18 protein-coding genes are annotated in these 20,138 nt (G+C 64.2%); 1 reads left to right on the forward strand and 17 read right to left on the reverse strand.

Features of this window, described 5'->3' with window-relative positions; genetic code table 11:
* From QY049_RS07620 to QY049_RS07630, 3 genes are all read right to left on the reverse strand, one after another.
* Positions 1-894, reverse strand: coding sequence for an ABC transporter permease (locus QY049_RS07620; protein WP_194476676.1), 894 nt, complete (start codon positions 892-894; stop codon positions 1-3).
* On the reverse strand, positions 891-1,841 hold the full coding sequence (locus tag QY049_RS07625) for an ABC transporter permease (RefSeq protein WP_258762312.1): 951 nt from the start codon (positions 1,839-1,841) through the stop codon (positions 891-893). The genes QY049_RS07620 and QY049_RS07625 overlap by 4 nt, the downstream gene beginning before the upstream one ends.
* 85 nt (positions 1,842-1,926) lie before the next feature.
* A complete protein-coding gene (locus tag QY049_RS07630; protein ID WP_258762313.1) occupies positions 1,927-3,348 on the reverse strand; it encodes an amidase in 1,422 nt (473 codons plus the stop codon).
* A gap of 122 nt (positions 3,349-3,470) precedes the next feature.
* Between QY049_RS07630 and QY049_RS07635 the strand changes: the two genes are divergently transcribed.
* Entirely contained in the window at positions 3,471-4,358 is an 888-nt protein-coding gene (locus QY049_RS07635) for a LysR family transcriptional regulator (protein WP_258766999.1), read from the forward strand.
* A 10-nt stretch (positions 4,359-4,368) separates the two neighbouring features.
* Here QY049_RS07635 and QY049_RS07640 read toward each other — a convergent pair whose 3' ends face one another.
* The 14 genes from QY049_RS07640 to QY049_RS07705 all read right to left on the reverse strand — a co-directional run bounded on the left by QY049_RS07640 (position 4,369) and on the right by QY049_RS07705 (position 20,137).
* A complete protein-coding gene (locus QY049_RS07640; RefSeq protein ID WP_258762314.1) occupies positions 4,369-5,304 on the reverse strand; it encodes a carbohydrate kinase in 936 nt (311 codons plus the stop codon).
* A gap of 18 nt (positions 5,305-5,322) precedes the next feature.
* Positions 5,323-6,969, reverse strand: coding sequence for an FGGY-family carbohydrate kinase (locus tag QY049_RS07645; protein WP_258762315.1), 1,647 nt, complete (start codon positions 6,967-6,969; stop codon positions 5,323-5,325).
* Between the two features lie 39 nt (positions 6,970-7,008).
* Complete coding sequence (locus QY049_RS07650; RefSeq protein WP_258762316.1) at positions 7,009-7,782, reverse strand: SDR family NAD(P)-dependent oxidoreductase; 774 nt, start codon at positions 7,780-7,782, stop codon at positions 7,009-7,011.
* Positions 7,783-7,802: 20 nt separating this feature from the next.
* Complete coding sequence (locus QY049_RS07655; RefSeq protein WP_258762317.1) at positions 7,803-8,810, reverse strand: ABC transporter ATP-binding protein; 1,008 nt, start codon at positions 8,808-8,810, stop codon at positions 7,803-7,805.
* Between the two features lie 15 nt (positions 8,811-8,825).
* A complete protein-coding gene (locus tag QY049_RS07660) occupies positions 8,826-9,656 on the reverse strand; it encodes a carbohydrate ABC transporter permease (RefSeq protein ID WP_194476683.1) in 831 nt (276 codons plus the stop codon).
* Between the two features lie 4 nt (positions 9,657-9,660).
* Positions 9,661-10,533: a carbohydrate ABC transporter permease gene (locus tag QY049_RS07665; protein WP_194476684.1), complete on the reverse strand. Its 873-nt coding sequence runs from the start codon at positions 10,531-10,533 to the stop codon at positions 9,661-9,663.
* A gap of 89 nt (positions 10,534-10,622) precedes the next feature.
* Complete coding sequence (locus tag QY049_RS07670; protein WP_194476685.1) at positions 10,623-11,933, reverse strand: sugar ABC transporter substrate-binding protein; 1,311 nt, start codon at positions 11,931-11,933, stop codon at positions 10,623-10,625.
* A gap of 283 nt (positions 11,934-12,216) precedes the next feature.
* Positions 12,217-13,167 (reverse strand): sugar-binding transcriptional regulator, encoded by a 951-nt coding sequence (locus QY049_RS07675; protein WP_194476686.1) that lies wholly within the window; start codon positions 13,165-13,167, stop codon positions 12,217-12,219.
* A gap of 6 nt (positions 13,168-13,173) precedes the next feature.
* Positions 13,174-13,830 carry an HAD family hydrolase gene (locus tag QY049_RS07680; RefSeq protein WP_258762318.1) on the reverse strand — a complete coding sequence of 219 codons (657 nt, stop codon included), beginning with the start codon at positions 13,828-13,830 and terminating at the stop codon, positions 13,174-13,176.
* 376 nt (positions 13,831-14,206) lie between these two features.
* Positions 14,207-15,397 (reverse strand): multiple monosaccharide ABC transporter permease, encoded by a 1,191-nt coding sequence (gene mmsB, locus QY049_RS07685; protein WP_258762320.1) that lies wholly within the window; start codon positions 15,395-15,397, stop codon positions 14,207-14,209.
* Positions 15,394-16,971: a multiple monosaccharide ABC transporter ATP-binding protein gene (gene mmsA, locus QY049_RS07690; RefSeq protein ID WP_194476690.1), complete on the reverse strand. Its 1,578-nt coding sequence runs from the start codon at positions 16,969-16,971 to the stop codon at positions 15,394-15,396. The genes mmsB and mmsA overlap by 4 nt, the downstream gene beginning before the upstream one ends.
* Positions 16,972-17,035: 64 nt before the next feature.
* Positions 17,036-18,109, reverse strand: a complete 1,074-nt coding sequence (gene chvE, locus QY049_RS07695) for a multiple monosaccharide ABC transporter substrate-binding protein (protein WP_258762321.1) — start codon at positions 18,107-18,109, stop codon at positions 17,036-17,038.
* Between the two features lie 73 nt (positions 18,110-18,182).
* Complete coding sequence (locus tag QY049_RS07700) at positions 18,183-19,061, reverse strand: SMP-30/gluconolactonase/LRE family protein (RefSeq protein WP_258767000.1); 879 nt, start codon at positions 19,059-19,061, stop codon at positions 18,183-18,185.
* The gene (locus QY049_RS07705; RefSeq protein ID WP_258762322.1) at positions 19,061-20,137 is read right to left on the reverse strand and encodes an aldose epimerase family protein; all 1,077 of its coding nucleotides are present in this window, start codon (positions 20,135-20,137) and stop codon (positions 19,061-19,063) included. Before QY049_RS07705 ends, QY049_RS07700 begins: the two co-directional genes overlap by 1 nt.
* Position 20,138 lies beyond the last annotated feature (1 nt).

The following is a 20,138-nucleotide window of genomic DNA, read 5'->3' on the forward strand; positions in this document are numbered from 1 at the left end:
TCACCGCTCCCGCGCCAGTCTGGGATCGAGCAAGTCGCGAAGACCGTCGCCGAGCAGATTGAGGCCGAGCACGGCGATGGCGATCGCAGCGCCCGGATAGACCGCGAGCATCGGCGACTGGAACAGCATGGTTTGCGCGTCATTCAGCATACGCCCCCAGGACGGTTGCGGCGGCTGCGTGCCGAGGCCGAGATAGGACAAAGCGGCCTCTGCAAGAATGGCGAGCGCAAACTGGATCGTCGCTTGCACGATCAGGATCGACAGGATGTTCGGCAGCACGTGCTCGATTGTGATGCGGAAGGCGCCCTTGCCCGAGGCGCGCGCGGCCAGCACGAATTCGCGCGCCCAGATCGCATTGGCCGAGCCGCGCGTCAGCCGGGTCAAGGTCGGGATCTGGAAGATGCCGATCGCGATGATCGAGGTCACCATGCCCGGCCCCGCGACCGCCGCGAGCATGATCGCGGAGAGCACGGCCGGGAACGCGAAGGTGAAGTCGGAAAAGCGCATGATGATCTCTTCGGTCCAGCCGCGCTTGGCCGAGGCAATCAGGCCGAGGCAGACGCCGAAGGTGAGACCGATGCTGACCGCGATGATGCCGACCAGGATGGTCGAGCGCGCGCCGGCGAGCAGCAGCGAGACGATGTCGCGACCGAAGGAATCGGTGCCGAGCCAGTGCGCCGCCGACGGTGGCCTGAGTTTCGAGGCGATGTCGATCTCGTAAGGCGACCACGGCGTCCACACCAGCGACAGCAGCGCCGAGACCACCACCAGCAGGCTCAGTGCACCGCCCAGCACGAAACTGCGATGGCGCAGCGCGCGGCCCCAGAAGGTCTTTGCCGGCAAGGGGCGCGTTGGGGCTGGCGCGTCGACTGAACTGGTTAGAGGCGCGCTCACAGGTCGTGCACCTTGATGCGGGGATCGATGAAGGCATAGAGCACGTCGACCACGAAATTGACGATGACGACCATGGCGGCCAGCAGCATCACGCAATTGCGCACCACGATCAGGTCGCGGTTGGCAATCGACTGGAAGATCAGCCGGCCAAGGCCCGGCAGATAGAACACGTTCTCGATCACGATCGTGCCGGCGAGCAGATTGGCGAATTGCAGGCCCATCACCGTCATCACGGGGATCATGGCATTGCGCAGCACGTGGCTCCACAGCACCTCGCGCTTGCCGAGCCCTTTTGCGCGAGCGGTGCGGACGAAGTCCTCGCGCAGGACTTCGAGCACGGCCGAGCGCGTGACGCGGGCAAGAATGGCGGCCTGCACCACGGCCAACGAGATCGACGGCAACAGCAGCGATTTGACTCCCAACCAGATGCCGTCATCCCAGCCGGCAAATCCGCCCGCGGAAAGCCATTGCAGCCGCACGGCGAACAGCAGGACCAGGAGAATGGCGAACCAGAAGTTCGGCAGCGCGATGCCGACTTGCGTCAGCGACATCACGCCGACATCGCCGAGCTTGTTGTGGTTGGCAGCGGTGTAAATGCCGGCCGAAAGCGCCAGCACGACCGTGATCAGCATCGACATGATCGCGAGCGGAATGGTCAGCACCAGCCGCTCCGCGATCAGGCTCGCAACCGGTGTGCCATAAACATAGGAATTGCCGAGGTCGCCGACGACGAGGCCCCTGATCCATTGCACGTAGCGGACCGCCAGCGGCTGATCGAGCCCGAGCTTGACCGTGAGCGCGCGGACCGCGTCGGCCGAGGCGTCGGCGCCCATCAGCATTTGGGCGGCATTGCCCGGCAACGCGTCCAGCACCAGAAAAATGATCACGGATGCGCCGACCAGCGTCGCCAGCAATGTCAGAACACGTCGAAGGACAAATACGCTCATGCGCGATCGGGCTCAGGGCTCATCAGCGGCACGATCAACATGTCCCGACGCCGGACGCAAGCCCCTTGCTGGCCAGTGCATGCCGTCATTCCGGCCGGCGGGCGAGAAGGTCGTGCGAGGCCTCGAACAGCGCGCTGGCGCGCAGCAATTCCGCATCGGCCCGGAAGCGGCCGACGAGCTGGAGCCCGATCGGCAGGCCGTCGCGGCCGAAACCGCAGGGCAAACTGATGGCGGGGTGGCCGGTCATGTTGAACGGCATGGTCCACGGGAACCAGTGCGGCCGGACGCTGTCAAACTGCACCCCGTCAATCTCGATCTTGCCGAACAGATCCTGGTCGATCGGCAGCGCGGTCCGGGTGATGGTCGGCATCGCCAGAAGGTGCCCACGCGCAAGCAATGATTGCACGCGACGGAACAGCGCTGTACGCGCGAACATCGCCTCCTGATAGTCAACGCCGCTGACATTGGTCGCCAGCGCAATCTGCTTGACGAAGGCTTCGCTTAAGGCGTCGCCATGCTCGGCCACCAGCTTCGAAAAGCGCGAACGCCAGACGGTGTGGTTGATGGCGCGCCAGATCGGTTCGACGTCGTAGCCTTCGCCGGCGAACTCTTCGAGTTCGGCGCCCAGACTCGCGAGCCGGTCGAGGCTCGCCTTGAAGGCCGCGGCGACGTCCGCCGACACCGGGCGTCCCGGGGGCGCTGCGCAGAACAGGATTTTTTGCCCGCGCAGATCGCCACGCGGGGCGGCGGTGTCGATGAAATCGGGCACGGGCATGCCGATCGACCAAGGATCGCAGGCATCCTCGCCCGATATCGCCTGCATCATCAGAGCCGTGTCGGCGACGGTGCGCGTGGTCGGCGTGACATAGGTCTGGTTGCCGAATGCATCGAGCGCCTGGCTGTGCGCGATCACGCCGTTGCTCTGCTTCAAACCGACCACGCCGTTGCAGGCGGCCGGAATGCGCGTCGAGCCGCCGCCGTCGGTCGCGATCGCCAGCGGTGCGATGCCGCTCGCCACCGCCACGGCAGCACCTCCACTGGAGCCGCCGGAGGAGCGCTCCGCGCTCCACGCATTGCGGGTGCGGCCGAACAGCGGTGAATCGGTCAGGCATTTGCTGCCGAATTCCGGCGTCGTGGTCTTGCCGATCAGGATCGCGCCTGCGCCGCGCAGCTTTGCGACCGCAACGGCATCCTCGGTGGGTACATTGTCCTTGTAAGGAACGGCGCCGAAGGTGGTCTTCACGCCTTTGGTGTTGACGATGTCCTTGACTGTAACGGGCAGGCCATGCAGCAGACCAAGCGGCTCGCCTGACATGACCTTGCGCTCGGCCTCGCGTGCCGCTGCCATCGCCTCGTCGCCACAAATCGTGATGAAGCAGTTCAGCTTGGGCTGGAGCGCCTCGGCGCGCGCGAGCACCGCGCTGGTGATTTCGACGGGAGAAATCTGCTTGTTCGCAATCAGCGGACGCAATTCGGTAGCGGACAGCAGGCAGGGATCGCCGTTCATCGTCAGATCATGCTCCGAAACGGCCTTCGTTGGCCCCATGCATTGACAACGAGAATGACAGTTTTGTTAACTCGGCGTCCAATACGATTTTGGTGGTCAACCCATACGGTTTCGGTATGCCTATGGATCTTCGCCGGCTCCGCTATTTCGTCGCCGTGGCCGAGACGCGCAGCGTCGGCAAGGCGGCCGAGCGGCTACGGATGGCGCAGCCGCCGCTCTCGGTCCAGATCCGCAAGCTCGAGGCCGAAGTCGGCGCACCGTTGTTCCACCGTGGCACGCGCGGCATGGACCTGACCGACGCGGGCCTGGCCCTGCTGGCGCGCGCAGGCGAGGCGCTGGCGCTTGCGGCAGATGGCATCGAAGCCGCCCGCGCGGTTGCGGCCGGTCGGCGCGGGCGGATCTCCGTCGGCTACATGTTCGTGCTGGCGAACGCCATGCTGCCGCGACTGATCCCCGAACTGCGGCGATCCATTCCCGGCGTTGATCTCGACTTCGTCGACCTCAGCGCATCGACACGCGAGGCGCGGCTACTCGACCGCAGCGTCACGGTAGCGCTGTGCATGCCGGCGATCCATCACCCCGAGATCCAGGTGGCGCGGATCGGCGCGCAGCGCTTCATGCTGGCGATGCCAAACCGCTCGCCGCTCGCGCGTCTCGGCGCCGTGCCGATGGCGCGATTGCAGGGCCGTCCGCTGGTCGCGCTGCCGCCGCCAGAGCGCGATCCCGCCTCCTCCGCGGTCGCGGCCCTGCTGCGACGGCATCAGATCGTGATGCCGATCGCAAGCCGTGTCGAGACGGTGCATTCGGCGATGAGCCTTGTCCTCGCCGGTGAAGGTCTTGCGATCCTGCCGGCCTGCGCCAGGCTCGGCGCGCCGCGCGGCATCGTATTCCGGCCGCTGCGGGACACAGTCGACTCCATCGACATCGCGGTATGCTGGCGGCGGGACTCGCAGAGCCCGTTGATCCCCAAATTTCTGAAGTGCGCCGAGAAAGTCGTCGCGCGGCTGTGAGGAGAGCTACCTACCAGCGCCAGCTGATTTCATGGCTCCAAGGCGGATCGGCGCCCGGGCGGGTGCAGGTCAGCCCGGCGCAATTGGCGGCGAACGATAGCGCGCGGCGGAGTTCCTCGGTGCCGATGCCCTTCAGTTGCGATCGTGAGAGACGGCCTTGCTTATGCAGGGCAAACAGCAATGCGGCCTGAAAGCTGTCGCCAGCGCCGATGGTGTCGGCGACCTGCACCTTCGGCGCTTCCACCTCGATCTGCCCTGCTTTTGCGTGCCAGGCGATGGCGCCGTTGTTGCCGCGGGTGATGACGACGAGGCTCGAGCCTTGCCCCAGCATCGCGCTCGCGCGCTGCCGATACAGTTCCTCGCCGAAGAGATAGGTGAAGTCGACATCCGACATCTTGACGAGGTCGGCGCTGTCGGCGAACTCGGTCATGCGAGCAAGATAAGCCGGCTTGTCCTTGACCAGATTGGGCCGGCAATTTGGATCGAAAGAGATCGTCGACGAGGCCTTCGCGTCCGCGATGAGGGCCTTGGTCTCGGCCGCACCCTGGTCGTTCACCAGCGTGGTCGAGCCGACATGGACGGCCTCAACCGTATCGAACGGGATGCTCCCGCGCCGAAACGTCCAATTCCGCGTCGCGGTTTCGGCATCATAGAAGGCGTAATGCGATTCACCCGCGACGATGCGAACGAAGGCGAGCGTGGTCTGGTGATCGCTTCGGGTGGCGAGGCCCAGTTCGACGCTCGACGCTACGGCGTGATCTGCGATCATGCGTCCGAACAGGTCGGTCGAGATGCCGCCGACAAAGCCGGTCGGGGCGCCGAGCCGCGCGATGCCGATGGCGACGTTGAGGCAGGAGCCGCCCACCGCCGGCATCACCGCTTCGCGGCCGTCGGCGTTCTTCGTCGGCACGAAATCGATCAATGCATCGCCGCAGGAAATCAGCATGGCTCTTAACGCGTCCTTCTACCCCTTGGCGACGCCGCGCATCGCCGCGCGGCTGCCGTGGTCGACTTCGCGCAGCAGCTTGTACACCTCCCGCTTCTTCTTGTGAAACGCCGCCATGTCGGGCGTGGTCGGCTCGCTCTTGCGCCCAAGAGCCGACATCTTTGCCATGGTCTCGCCGATCGAGGCATAGGCACCGCCGGCGACAGCACCCAGCATCGCAGCGCCGAGCAGCACCGGCTCCTTGGTCTGCGGCAGCGCGACAGTAAGGCCGGTGGTGTCGGCCATGATCTGCCGCACTAAGGGGCTGCGGCTCGCGCCGCCGCCCATGATCATGATGCCGGCATGCACGCCATGGGCTGCAAAGGCCTCGATCACTTCGGCGAGCCCATAGGCGAGCCCGCACAGGCCGGCGATGAACAGCCGCTCCATCGAACCGACATCGGTGTCGAGATCGAGGCCCGCGATCACCGCACGGGTGTCAGGGTCCGCGTAGGGTGAGCGGTTGCCGATGAACTCGGGAAGCACATGGACGTCGCGGGCGAGCAACGCGGCGCGGCTGGCATCGCCGGCGCGCGCGATGATGCGGCGCTCGAGGAACTCGATGAGATCGACGCCCTCGCTTCTGGCAGCGACGATCGCCTCGGCATGTCCGGGATGCGATTTGAGAAGATGGTCGATTGCCGCGCCCGCGGCCGATTGGCCGCCTTCGTTGAGCCAGAAGTCCGGCACCATGCCGGAGTAGTAGGGACCCCAGACGCCGGGCACGAAGCACGGTTGTTTGGTCGTCGCCATGATGCAGGCTGACGTTCCCATGATGTAGGCAAGGCGATCTGTAACGTCAGTCGTTCCGCCCGAGCCGTCACGACCTCCGATCGCGCCGATGCCGCCGGCGTGGGCATCGATCAAGGAGGCACCGACTGGAATGCCAGCGGGCAGGCCGAGATCGGCGGCGGCCGCTCGGGTGAGACCGGTGCCGAGCCGCGTGCCAGGGGCGACGATCTCGGTGCCGATGCGAGCATATTTTTCGTTGACGAAATCCGAAAGCCCAATGCGCTTGAAGTATTGCCCGCTCCAGCCGCCGCCATCATGCGCGAGATAGTTCCATTTGCAGGTGACGGTGCAGGTCGAGCGCTGCAGCGATCCGGTCGAACGCCAGGTCAGATAGTCCGCCAGATCAAAGAAATGCCCGGCAGCATCAAAGCTCGCGCGCAGATGCCGCTTCAACCACAACAGCTTTGGCATCTCCATCTCTGGCGAGATCGAGCCGCCGACATAGCGCAGCACATCGTCGGCGGTCTCGTTGATCAGCCGCGCCTCGGCGACGGCGCGATGGTCCATCCAGACGATGACGTTGCGCTGCCTGTCGCCGGAGGCGCTGACCGTGACTGGCTCCCCTTGGCGGTCGAGCACCACCAGGGAACAGGTGGCGTCGAAGCCGATGCCGCCGACGCTGTCGGGCGCAATCGCTGCTTCCGCCATCGCCGCCCGCACCGATCTGGCACAGGCCTCCCAGATATCGTGGGAGGACTGCTCGACAATATCGCCGGCCTCGTGCCAGATTCGAATCGGATGCCTGGCGGTCGCGAGCAGCGTGCCCGCCTCGTCAAACACCCCTGCCCGCGTGCTCGTGGTCCCTACATCGACGCCGATATACGCTCGCGGCATTGTCGCTCCCGGTCGCTTCCGTCAGTTTTGACGATAAGCCTACCAGCAAGTGTAGCCGCCATCCACCAGCACGATGCTGCCAGTCATCAGGCTCGCGGCCTCCGAGGCCAGGAACAGGACGACCGAGGCGATCTCCTCGACCTGTCCCATCCGCGCCATCGGGGTTCCACCGATCCAAGCATCGTACATTTTCGGGGTGCTTTTCACGAAGGCGTTCAGCGGCGTGTCGATGTAGGTCGGCGCCACCGCGTTGACTCGGATGCCGCGCGCGCCCCATTCGGCGGCCAGCGACTTGGTCAGGTGATGCACGCCGGCCTTGGAAGCGTTGTAGAAGCACTGCTCCTGCGGCTTATTGACGATGAAACCGGACATCGATCCGACATTGACGATGGCGCCGCTCTTGGCCTTGAGCATGTGCTTGCCGAACTCGCGGCAGCACCAGAAGGTTCCGTTGAGATTGACGTCGATGACGTTGAGCCAATGCTCGTCGGTCACGGTCTCAGCCGGCGTCTCGCTGCGGGCGATGCCGGCGTTGTTGACGAGGACGTCGACCTTGCCGTGGCGGGCGACGAGGTCGTTGGCGACCTCCGCCACGCGCTTGGTGTCGGTGACGTCCATGATCGCGGTCTCGACGTCGTAGCCCTTCGCCTTCAGGCTGGCCTTGGCATCGCCAGCGACCTTGCTGTCGCGATCGCCGATAATCACCTTGGCGCCTGCCTCGGCCAGCGCTTCGGCGCAGGCAAGCCCAATGCCCTGCCCGCCGCCGGTGATAAACGCGGTCTTGCCGCTCAGCTTGAATTTTTCCAGGTACATGGCCGTCTTCCCGTTTCTTGTTACTTCCTGATCGCGTTGCCGCTCGCGTCGAAGCGGTGGATGCGTGCGGGGTCGGGCACCAGCGACACGCGGTCGCCGGCATGAAGGCTCAGTTCGCCGATGTAGCGCGCCGTCAACATCCCGAGCGGCCCGGCATCGACGTAGAGAAAGGTGTCGCTGCCGAGATGCTCGGCGACCGAAATCGTGCCCTGCCAGCCGCCGGCGCCCTCGCGCTCGATCTTGAGATGCTCCGGGCGCACGCCGATCGTCGCCGCGCCCTGCTGCGAGGCGTTGTCGCCCGTGACGAAGTTCATCTTGGGCGATCCGATGAATCCGGCGACGAAGAGATTGGCGGGCCGCTCGTAGAGCTCCAGCGGCGAGCCGTATTGCTCGATCTTGCCGGCGTTGAGCACGACGATCTTGTCGGCCATGGTCATGGCCTCGACCTGGTCGTGCGTCACGTAGATCGCGGTGGTGCCGAGCTGCTTCTGCAGCCGCGTCACCTCGATACGCATCTGCACGCGCAGCGCCGCGTCGAGATTGGAGAGCGGCTCGTCGAACAGGAACCCCTTGGGCTCACGGACGATGGCGCGTCCGATCGCGACACGCTGGCGCTGACCGCCGGAGAGCTCGCGCGGCTTGCGATCGAGATAAGGCGTCAGGTTCAGCGTCGCTGCGGCCGCCTCGACCTTGCGGCTGATCTCGTCCTTGGGCAATCCCGCCATCTTCAGGCCGAAGCCGATATTGCCGCGGACGCTCATATGCGGATAGAGCGCGTAGGACTGGAACACCATCGACAGCCCGCGCTTGGCAGGCGGCGTGTCGACGACATTCTTGCCATCGATCAAAATAGCACCGCCGGTGACGTCCTCGAGGCCCGCGATCAGCCGCAGCAGCGTGGTCTTGCCGCAGCCGGAAGGACCGACGAACACGACGAAGGAGCCGTCGGCGATGTCGAGATCGGCGCCCTTGATGATGTGCACGGGGCCGAAGGATTTCTGCACGCCCTGAAGTGTAATCTGACCCATGTTCCGGCAGCCCCTTTACTTCACCGCGCCGAAGGTGAGCCCGCGCACGAGCTGCTTCTGGCTGAACCAACCGAGGACGAGAATGGGCGCGATCGCCAGCGTCGAGGCCGCCGACAGCTTTGCCCAGAACAGTCCTTCCGGACTGGAATAGGACGCGATGAACGTGGTGAGCGGCGCGGCGTTCGACGTCGACAGGTTCAGCGTCCAGAACGCCTCGTTCCAAGCCAGGATCAGATTGAGCAGCAAGGTCGACGCCAGCCCCGGGATTGCCATCGGCGTCAGGACATAGACGAGCTCGCGGCCGATCGTCGCGCCATCCATGCGCGCGGCTTCCAGGATATCGCGCGGGATTTCCTTGAAATAGGTGAACAGCATCCAGACCACGATCGGCAAATTGCCGAGACAGAGGATGAAGACGAGGCCAATGCGGGAATCGAGCAAGCCGAAAGTCTTGTAGATCAGGTAGATCGGCACCAGCACGCCAACCGGCGGCATCATCTTGGTGGAGAGCATCCAGAGCAGGATGTCCTTGGTGCGCTTTGTCGGCGAGAACGCCATCGACCAGGCCGCCGGGATCGCGATCAGCAGCGCAATCAAGGTCGAACCGCCGGCGATGATGATCGAGTTCATCGCGTGGAGGAAATAGTCGCTGCGCTCCTGCACCGTCGCGTAGTTCTCCGTCGTCCAGTGGAAGAACAGGAAGGATGGCGGAATCGCAAAAGCCTCGAGCTCGGTCTTGAAGCTCGCCAGCACCATCCACAGGATTGGGAAGAAGATCAGGAAGCCGAAGAACCACGCCCCGATCGTCGAGACCACCACCCGCTGTGTCGTTGATCTGCGCGCCATGATGTCAGGCTTCCAGGTTGCGGCCGACGATGCGGACGAGGAAGAAGGCGACGACATTTGCAATGACCACGGCGACCAGGCCGCCAGCCGATGCGCTGCCGACGTCGAATTGGATCAGCGCCTGCGAATAGATGAGGAAGGCGATGTTGGTGGTCTGCAGGCCCGGGCCACCGCCGGTAGTGACGAAGATCTCGGCGAACACCGTGAGCAGGAAGATGGTCTCGATCAGGATCACCACCGTGATCGGACGAGCCAGATGCGGCAGCGTGATGTAGATGAAGGTCGAGATCGCGCTCGCGCCGTCCATCTCGGCGGCTTCCTTCTGCTCTTCGTCGAGCGACTGCAGCGCGGTGAGCAGGATCAGGGTTGCAAACGGCAGCCATTGCCAGGCCACGATCAGGATTACCGAGAACAGCGGCAAATCGTTGAACCAGTCGACTGGCGTCAGTCCGACCAGCTTGGCGAGCCAGGCGAACAGGCCCGACACCGGATGCATCAGCAGGTTTTTCCAGACCAGCGCGCTCACCGTAGGCATCACGAAGAACGGCGCGATCACCATCAGCCGGACGAAATTGCGGCCGATCACGGGCTGGTCCATCAGCAGCGCCAGGGGAATGCCGAGCACGATCGTCAGCGCCAGCACCGAGCCGACCAGCACCAGCGTGTTCTGGAGCGAAGCGAGGAAGGCGGGATCCGTGAGGAAGTAGCGGAAGTTCTCAAGTCCGACGAAGGACTCTGAATCGGGATCGAGCAGGCTGTAATGCAGCGTCGAGAAATAGATCGTCAGCGCGAGCGGAACGATCATCCAGATGAACAGCAGTCCGACGGCCGGAGTCAGGAGCGACCGCGCAAGGAATTGCGTCTGCCGGGTTGCCATCCTCGGGCTCTCCGCTTGGAGGAAGAAGGCGGCCATCCATCGCGCAAGGAGTGGATGGCCGCGAGTTTGAGCTCAGGGAGAGCTCAGGCTCACTTGATGTAGCCGGCGCGCTTCATCTCGCGCTCGGTGGCCGATTGCGCAGCGGCAAGCGCCGCATCGACCGTCATCGAGCCAGCAAGCGCAGCGGAGAACTGCTGCCCGACCTGCGTGCCGATGCCCTGGAATTCGGGGATCGCGGCATATTGCACGCCGACGTAAGGCACCGGCTTCACGGTCGGCTTGTTCGGGTCGGCGGCGTCGATCGAGGCCAGCGTCATCTTCGCGAAGGGCGCGGCCTTCAGGTACTCAGGATTCGTGTAGAGCGAGGTGCGAGTGCCCGGAGGGACATTGGCCCAACCTTCCTTCGACGCTACCAGTTTGGTGTAGTCCTTGCTCGTTGCCCAGGCGATGAACTTCTCGGCGGCTTCGGTCTTCTTCGAGCCGGCGGGAATCGCGAGGTTCCAGGCCCACAGCCAGTTGGCATTCTTCCCGAGCCCGGTATTGGGCGCGAGCGCAAAGCCGACCTTGTCTGCGACCTTTGAGTCCTTCGGGTTGGTGACGAAGGACGCCGCCACCGTCGCGTCGATCCACATGCCGCACTTGCCGGCGTTGAACAGCGCCAGGTTCTCGTTAAAGCCGTTCGAGCTCGCGCCGGGAGGCCCGGCGTCCTTCATCAGATTGACATAGGTCGTGAGCGTCGTCTTCCATTCCGGCGTGTTGAACTGCGGCTCCCACTTCTCGTCGAACCAGCGGGCACCGTAGGAATTCGCCATCGCAGAGAGGAACGCCATGTTCTCGCCCCAGCCAGCCTTGCCGCGCAGGCAGATGCCGTAGATCCCACCGTTCTTGTCGGTGATCTTCTTGGCGGCATCGATGACGAAATCCCAGGTGGGCTTCTCCGGCATCTTCAGGCCGGCCTTGTCGAACAGATCGGTGCGATACATCACCATCGAGCTTTCGCCGTAAAATGGCGCGGCATAGAGCTTGCCGTCGGCCGACACGGCATCCCTGATCTTCGGCAGGAGATCGCCGACGTCGTAGTCGGCGCCGAGATTGGCAAGCGGCACCAGCCAGCCCTTCTTGGCCCAGATCGGCACCTCGTAGGTGCCGATGGTCAGCACGTCGAACTGGCCGCCTTTGGTGGCGATGTCGGTGGTAACGCGTTGGCGCAGCACGTTCTCCTCGAGCGTCACCCATTTCACGGTGATGTCGGGATTCTTCTTGGTGAATTCGCTGGTCAGGCCCTGCATGCGGATCATGTCGCCATTGTTGACGGTGGCGATGGTCAGGGTCGTTTCGGCCATCGCGGGGACGGCAAGCAGTACGGACGCGCCGCAGACGGCGCCCAGAATGTGTTTCACGGTGACCTCCCTAGCCCGCGCTTTTGAGCATATGCCCACGCGTTGGGCGTATGTTCGGACGAGGGCTGCCGCTTGTCAAGCAGGCGCGGCGGCAATCCGGCAACTTATGAGTGCTGCGGTGCGGGAGAGAGGCGCAGCAAAATTGGCTGTCATGCTCCGCGAAAGCGGGGCATCCAGTACTCCGTGTCGTCAGTTGGTTTGCCCCGAGAAGGGCCGCAGCGCACTGGATCGTCCGCCTTCGCGGGACGATGACAGCAGGGGCAAGTAGCGAGGCCGCCCGCCTCTACCTCTCCAGGATCGCCCTCGCGGTAGCCTCGTCGGTGATGAGGCCGTTGATCAGCCGCCCATTCAACGCCGCCGCGATCGCGGACACCTTGGCCGCACCGACCGCGGCACCGATGGTCGTCGTCTTCGCCGGCACTTCCGGCGGAATGCTGGTGAGGCGCTTGTTGGTGCCGGCCTTGAGCAGGCGGCCCTTGGAATCATAGGCCCAGCCGGTGATTTCGCCGATGGCGCCCTGCCGCATCATCTCGAACAATTCGTCGCGCGTGACGAAGCCGTCGACATGGACCTGCGCCCTCTGGTCCATCTGCCCGATGCCGACGAGGCGCAAATCCGCCTTGGCCGCGACCGCCTTGACCTTCGCGATCGGCTCAATGCGGACCATCTTGTTGCGCTCGTCCTCCGACGACATCAGGAACGGCAGCGGCATTGGATAATGCCGTGCACCGGTGCGGTCGGCGAGCCGGCCGACGGTGTCGTAAAAGCTCGCCGAGCCATCGGCGGAGATGTTGCCGACCAGCGAGACGATCTGGTGGTTGGGCCGGTCGATCGGCGTGACGCGCTCGACCGCGGCGCGCACCGCCCGCCCAGTGCCGAGCGCGACGATCACGGGCGTCTCCGAGCGCAGCGTCGCATCCAGCAAATTGGCGCAGCGCTCGGCAATGCCCGCGGTCGACTGCGGCGCCGCAAGATCAGCCGGCACAACCTCGCAATGGCTGAGGTCGAACCGCTCCTTCAGGCGCGCCGCCAATTCCATGCAGGCGGCGATGGGGTGTTCGAGCCGGAACGTGATCAGCCGTTCGGCGAGACACAGGGAGACCAGCCGCTGCGCCGAGGCACGCGACACCTGGAGCATCTTTGCGATCTCGTCCTGGGTGTGGCCGGCTATGAAATAGAGCCAGCCGGCGCGCGCGGCATCGTCGAGCCTGGATTTTTCGTTCTCGGCGGCCATGCGGCCTCACGCCTCCCAGAAATCGCTCATCTGCGCGAAGACCCGATCGGCTCCGGCGGCCGACAATATAGCCCGGCCATCGCGAGCGCGATAATGGCTACCGCCGACAAATCCCCAGACCATCATGCCCGCCGCCTTGGCGGCGTGCACGCCGCTGACGCTGTCCTCGATCACCAGCGTGCGCGCGGGATCGGCCTGCATCTTCCCGGCGGCATGGAGAAAAAGGTCAGGCGCCGGCTTGCCGTGCCGGACCATCTGCGCGGTGTAGAGCCGGTCACCGAAATGCGGAGCGAGGCCGGTGACGTCCAGCGAGAGCGAGACGCGGTCGAGGTCGCTCGACGATGCGACACAGCGCGGCGTCTCCAATCCGGACAGCACCGCAGCTACGCCAGGGATCGGCTGAAGCGCGCCCGCAAACCTCTCGAGCACGCTGGCCTTCAGGCGGGGAAGAAAGTCGTCAGGCAAAGCCTGCCCGAGATCACGATAGTACTGCTCGATCGCCTTCGTGCTGCGTCCGAGGAAAAGTCCGAGCGCCTGCTCCACGCTCAGTTGAAAGCCGAATTCCGCCAGCACTTCGGACAGGCAGCGACAGCTGAGCAACTCGCTGTCGACGAGCACGCCGTCGCAATCGAAGATGATCATATCGGGCCTGTAGGGATCCATCAGACCATTCGATCATATACTCAGAAGCTGGGCAATAGCTCAGCAAGGAGCCGTAAGTCTCGACCTCACCAGCCTGGATCACGCGCGATACGAATGGCACGCCCAGCCACGACGAAGCCTTGTTCAAAACAGAAAAAATGCCCCGATCAGCAGGCCCGCGGCAAAGGAGCAAAGCCCCAGGGTCGAGGCGGAAACGATACGAATGAGGGCGCGAAGCCGGTCCGCGTTATTGAGCCGCCATCAGCGCCGCCCTGCCCGGCTTTCCTCGACCGGCGGGATCTAGGTCCCAAATCGTGGTCAAGGCGAGGCATTGCCGCCCCCGGCAATGCCAATACCGTGATCGAATTCCAGCGACTGCGTCGAAGTCGCGCCTTTCTTACCGCCGCTGGTTATACACGTCGATGCAAACCGCCCCGAGCAGCACCAGGCCCTTGATGACCTGCTGGTAGTCGATGCCGATGCCGAGGATGGACATGCCGTTGTTCATCACGCCCATGATCATGGCGCCGACCACGGCGCCGCCGACACGGCCGACGCCGCCATAGGCCGAGGCGCCGCCGATGAAGCAGGCGGCGATGACGTCGAGCTCGAAGCCGAGGCCCGCCTTTGGCGTCGCGGTGTTGAGTCGCGCGGCGAAGACGAGACCGGCGAGCGCGGCGAGCACACCCATGTTGACGAAGGTGAAGAAGGTCAGCCGCTCGGTCTTGATGCCCGACAGGCCCGCCGCCTTGGCGTTGCCGCCCACAGCATAGATCTGCCGGCCGATCACGGTACGGCGGGTGACGAAGCCATAGAGCGCGATCAGGACGCTCATGATCACCAGCACGTTGGGCAGGCCGCGATAGGTCGCGATCAGGTAGGTGAAATAGAGAACGGCGCAGGCCAGCACCACGCTCTTGCCGAGGAAGAATGCATAGGGCTCGACCTCGATGCCGTGCGACACTTCACGCGCGCGCCCCTTGGCGCTGGCATAGACCAGCCCCAGTGCCAGCAACGCGCCGATCAACATTGAGGTCGGGTGCAGCGTGCCGGACTCGGGCAACAGTTCCGGAATAAAACCTGACGACAATTTCTGGAAGGTCGATGGGAACGGCCCGAGCGACTGGCCCTGCAACACCGCGAGCGCGAGCCCTTTGAACACGAGCATGCCGGCCAGGGTCACGATGAAGGACGGGATCTTGAAATAGGCGACCCAATAGCCCTGCGCCGCACCGATGGCCGCGCCGACCGCGAGGCAGATGATGAAAGCGAGCGTGTAGTCGACCTTGTAGCTCACCATCAGGAGAGCGGCGACCGCGCCGACGAAGCCCGCGACAGATCCGACCGACAAGTCGATATGCCCGGTTACGATCACCAGCAACATTCCCAGCGCCATGATGACGATGTAGCTGTTCTGGAGCACAAGGTTGGTCAGGTTGAGCGGCTGGAGCAGCGTGCCGCTGGTCATGACCTGGAAGAACAGCATGATCGCAATCAGCGACATCAGCATGCCGTAGTTGCGCAGATTGTTCTTGATGAAGCTGCCGTGCCGGCGCTCCTCAGGCAGCGAAACCGTCTTGTCGGTCATGGCTGCGATCCTCCCATTTCCGCGGCCTCGACCGCGCCGTTTCCGTTGCTTCGTTCGTTGCGCATGATGGCGCGCATGATCTTTTCCTGTGTCGCATCCGCGCCCGCGAACTCGCCGACGAAGGCCCCGTCGTTCATGACGCAGATGCGATCGCAGATGCCGAGCAGCTCGGGCATCTCCGAGGAGATCACCACGACGCCACGCCCGGCCTCCGCGAGTTCATTGATGATACAGTAAATCTCGTATTTTGCACCGACGTCGATGCCCCTGGTCGGCTCATCCAGGATCAGCACCTTCGGGTCGGTCATCAGCCATTTCGACAGCACGACCTTCTGCTGGTTCCCGCCGGAGAGCTGGCCGGTCTCCTGATAGACGTCGGAGCAGCGGATCCGCATCCGGTTGCGGTAGTCGCTGGCGACCTTCAGTTCGGCGATGTCGTCGATCACCCTCCCAGGCGCGACCTGGTCGAGGCTTGCCAGCGTAATGTTCTTGCGGACGTCGTCGGCCAGGATCAGCCCGAGCTGCTTGCGATCCTCGGTGACATAGGCAAGGCCGGCGTCGATCGCAGCCGCAACGTTCGGCAGCACGATCTCATGGCCCTCGAGGGCGATGCGGCCGCTGATATTGGTGCCCCAGGAGCGACCGAACAAGCTCATGGCGAATTCGGTGCGGCCGGCGCCCATCAGCCCGGCGATGCCGACGACTTCGCCGCGCTTGACGCCGAAGTTGACGTTCTTGATGACCTGGCGATCGGGATGGATGGGGTGATAGACTGACCAGTTCGAAACCTCGAGCACGAGTTCGCCAATCTTCGAGCTGCGCTCCGGAAAGCGATGGGCGAGATCGCGGTTGACCATGCTGCGGATGATGCGGTCTTCCTGGATCGGCTCGGCGCGGCAGTCGATGCTATCGACGGTGCGGCCGTCGCGCAGCACGGTGATGTGGTCGGCGACGCGAGCGACCTCGTTCAGCTTGTGCGAGATCAGGATCGAACCGATGCCCTGCTGGCGGAATTTCATCAGGCGCTCGAGCAGCGCGGCGCTGTCGGCCTCGTTCAGACTGGCGGTCGGCTCGTCCAGGATCAGCATGCGGACGCGCTTGGACAGCGCCTTGGCGATCTCGACCAGCTGCTGCTTGCCGACGCCCAGATCGGTGATCAGCGTATCCGGCGATTCCTTCAGGCCGACCTGCGCGAGAAGCTCGCGGGTGCGTGTGTAGACCTCGTCGCGATCGATTACGCCGAATTTTGACGGTGGATGCGAGAGAAAGATATTCTCCGCGATCGACATCAGCGGGATCAGCGCCAACTCCTGGTGGATGATGATGATGCCGAGCGCCTCGGAATCGTTGATGTCGCGGAAACGGCGCTCCTCGCCCTCGAAGACGATGGTGCCCTCATAGCTGCCCGCCGGGTAGACCCCGCTCAGCACCTTCATCAGGGTCGATTTGCCGGCGCCGTTCTCGCCGACGAGGGCATGGATCTGGCCAGCCTCGACCGATAAGTTGACGTCGCGCAGCGCCTGCACGCCGGCAAAGCTCTTGCTGACGTTGCGCATCTCCAGCATGGCTGTCATGGCGTCGTATCCCATCCGTTGCGTCCCTCTCCCCGCGGACGGGGAGAGGGAAACCTGAGAAGTCTTACTGGAATTGCGACTTCTTGTAGTAGCCGCTGTCAATCAGGGTCTTCTCCCAATTGTCCTTATACACCACGACCGGCTTCAGCAGATAGGACGGCACGGTCTTGGCGCCGTTCTCATAGGTCTTGGTGTCGTTGACCGTGACCTGCTTGCCGGCAAGCGCTGCGTCGACCATGTCGGCGGTCACCTTGGCGAGGTCGCGGGTGTCCTTGAAGATGGTCGAATACTGATCTCCGCGGATCATCGCCTTGATCGAGGGAACCTCCGCGTCCTGGCCCGAGATGATCGGCATCGGCTGGTCGGCGCTGCCGTAGCCGACGCCCTTGAGCGAGGAGATGATGCCGATCGAGAGGCCGTCATACGGCGACAGAACGGCGTTCACCTTCTTGTTGCTGTAGTAGGCGCTCAGCAGGTTGTCCATGCGGGCCTGAGCGGTGGCACCGTCCCAGCGCAGCGTTGCGACCTTGTCCATGCCCATCTGTCCGGACTGGACGACGAGCTTCTTGCTGTCGATGTAGGGCTGAAGCACGCTCATCGCGCCGTTGTAGAAAAAGTAGGCGTTGTTGTCGTCGGGCGAGCCGCCGAACAGCTCGATGTTGAAGGGACCCTTGCCCTCCTTGAGGCCAAGCCCCTTCTCGATCGACTGAGCCTGGAGCACGCCGACCTGGAAATTGTCGAAGGTCGCGTAATAGTCGACATTCGGCGTGCCGCGGATCAGGCGGTCATAGGCGATCACGGTGATGCCCTTGGCCTTGGCCTGCTTGAGCACGTCGGACAGCGTGGTGCCGTCGATCGCGGCGATCACCAGCGCCTTGGCGCCCTTGGTGACCATGTTCTCGACCTGCGAGAGCTGGTTCGGGATGTCGTCCTCGGCATATTGCAGATCGGTGTTGTAGCCGCGCTCCTTCAGCACTTTCACCATGTTGTTGCCGTCGTCGATCCAGCGCGCCGACGACTTGGTCGGCATCGCGATGCCGACAGTTGCCTTGTCCTGCGCGGAGGCCGTGAGGCCCGTGGCCATCGTTGCGGCGCCGGCCAGCGCCATCGCGAGAAATGTCGTCTTCAATTTCAACATGCTTCACTCCCGTTGGGTGTCAGACTGTTTCTTGGGTCGTCCAGTACGTCGGTAAAGGTTGGTTTCGGATCTCCTATGCGAGCTTGACGTCAGGCTCCGCGCGACCGCGCGCGGAGGCGTGTAGCAGAAAAGTGCACCCGGCCTGTGGATCGGCTGCGCGAGCCTCCGCATCCATATCCTGCCAGGCTGAAGTGACGAGCAGGCCTGACAGATCAGGCCCGACGAAAGCAGGACAACTCGCCTGCCTGGCCGGTACGTGCAGCGAGCGCAGGCGCTCGCCTTGCGGAGAATAGACGTCGACGCGGCCAGCGCCCCAGCAGGCGTTCCAGATCCGCCCGTCGGCATCGCACACCGAGCCGTCGAGCTCGCCGATGCCGGTGTGGCGCAGCAGCACCTCCGGCTCGCCGCGCGGCAGGCCGGTATCGGCATTGAGCGGCACGGCATAGAGCACGGCACGCGCGGTGTCCGCGAAATAGCCGGTGGTACCATCCGGCGAGAAGCAGATCGAATTGGGAATGCTGATGCCGGGAAACAGCGTCGATATCTTGCCGCGGTGGAGCGCGTAGATCGCCCCCAGCCCCCGCTCGGCCTTGCGTCCCATGGTGCCGATCCAGAACGTCCCGGATTGATGCACGCGGCAATCATTGGAGCGCGTCGCGGGATTGTCCGCTTCGAGCGGGCAGAACAACGTCATTGCGCCATCGGAGAGCGTGCGGATGTAACAGCCATCCTCCGCGACGACGAGTTGGCGTTCGGCATCGATCCGCCCCAGCGCACTTGCCATCCGGCCGAGCGCGTGGACGCGGATGCTGCCACCGCCGAGATGCGCCTCGAACAGGCGTCTTTCGCGAATGTCGAACCACCAGGCTGTGTCGGTTGAGACGTCATAGGTCGGGCCTTCACCGAGGTGACAGCGCTCGGCGGAGACAACAGAGGTCGGCACCTGCTCCATCATGGCGACCTCACTGCAAAGCGATAGACGGTATGATGCCGATAGACACCGCCGGGATCAAGGCGCGGGCTCGGATAGTCCGGCCGGTTCGGCGAATTGGGCCACATATGCGGCTCCAGGCACAACGCGTCCGACTGCCGGATCAGCTTGCCGCCCTTGCCCGAGATCGTGCCGTCGAGGTAGTTACCGGAATAGACCTGAAGGCCGGGCTGATCGGTCAACAACTCCATGATCCGCCCCGAGAGCGGCGCCTCCAGCCGGGCCGCGAGCGCGAGCTTGCCGTCGCGCGCGAGGCAATAAGTGTGGTCGTAACCCCTGCCGTTGCGCAATTGCTGATCGCCCTCGCGGATACGCGCGCCGACGGCATGTGCCTCGCGGAAGTCGAACGGCGTGCCGGCTACGCTGCGCGGTGGCCCCGGCAGCGGGATGGCGGTGGGATCGATGGCCAGGAAATGTTCGGCTTTCACCGTCAGCCTGTGATCGAGCGTGGACGTGCCCGAGGTCGCGCCGTCCAGATTGAAGAAGCTGTGATTGGTCAGGTTGACGATGGTGGGCCGGTCGGTCCGCGCCTCCACGATCAGCGACAGTTCGGTCGGGCCGGTGACGCGATAGGTCAGGCGCACGTCGAGCTTGCCGGGATAATTCTCATCGCCGTCGGGGCTCGTGTAGGTCAGCGTGACCGCAGGGCTGGCGCCATCCTCGATCCCGGCAATGTCCCACAGCTTGCGATCGAAACCGTCGAGGCCGCCATGCAGCGCATTCGGACCGTTGTTGACGGCAAGCCGGAAAGTCTCTCCGTCGAGCGAAAACTGGCCGTTGGCGATGCGGTTGGCGTAACGGCCAACGGTGGCGCCAAAGAACTTCCGTTCGGCGAGATAGCCGGCGAAAGTATCATGGCCGAGCACGACGTCGTCATAACCGCCCTTGGCGTCCGGCGCGATCAGCGCCTGGATCACCGCGCCATGGGTGATGATACGGGCCTCGAACCCGCCCTCTCCGCGCAGCACGATACGCTCGACATTGCGCCCGTCCGGCAGGGTTCCGAAGACGTCCTTCGCTATTTTTCCGTCGGCCATG

This window comes from Bradyrhizobium sp. WYCCWR 13022 (genome assembly GCF_030435535.1).
Lineage (GTDB): Bacteria > Pseudomonadota > Alphaproteobacteria > Rhizobiales > Xanthobacteraceae > Bradyrhizobium.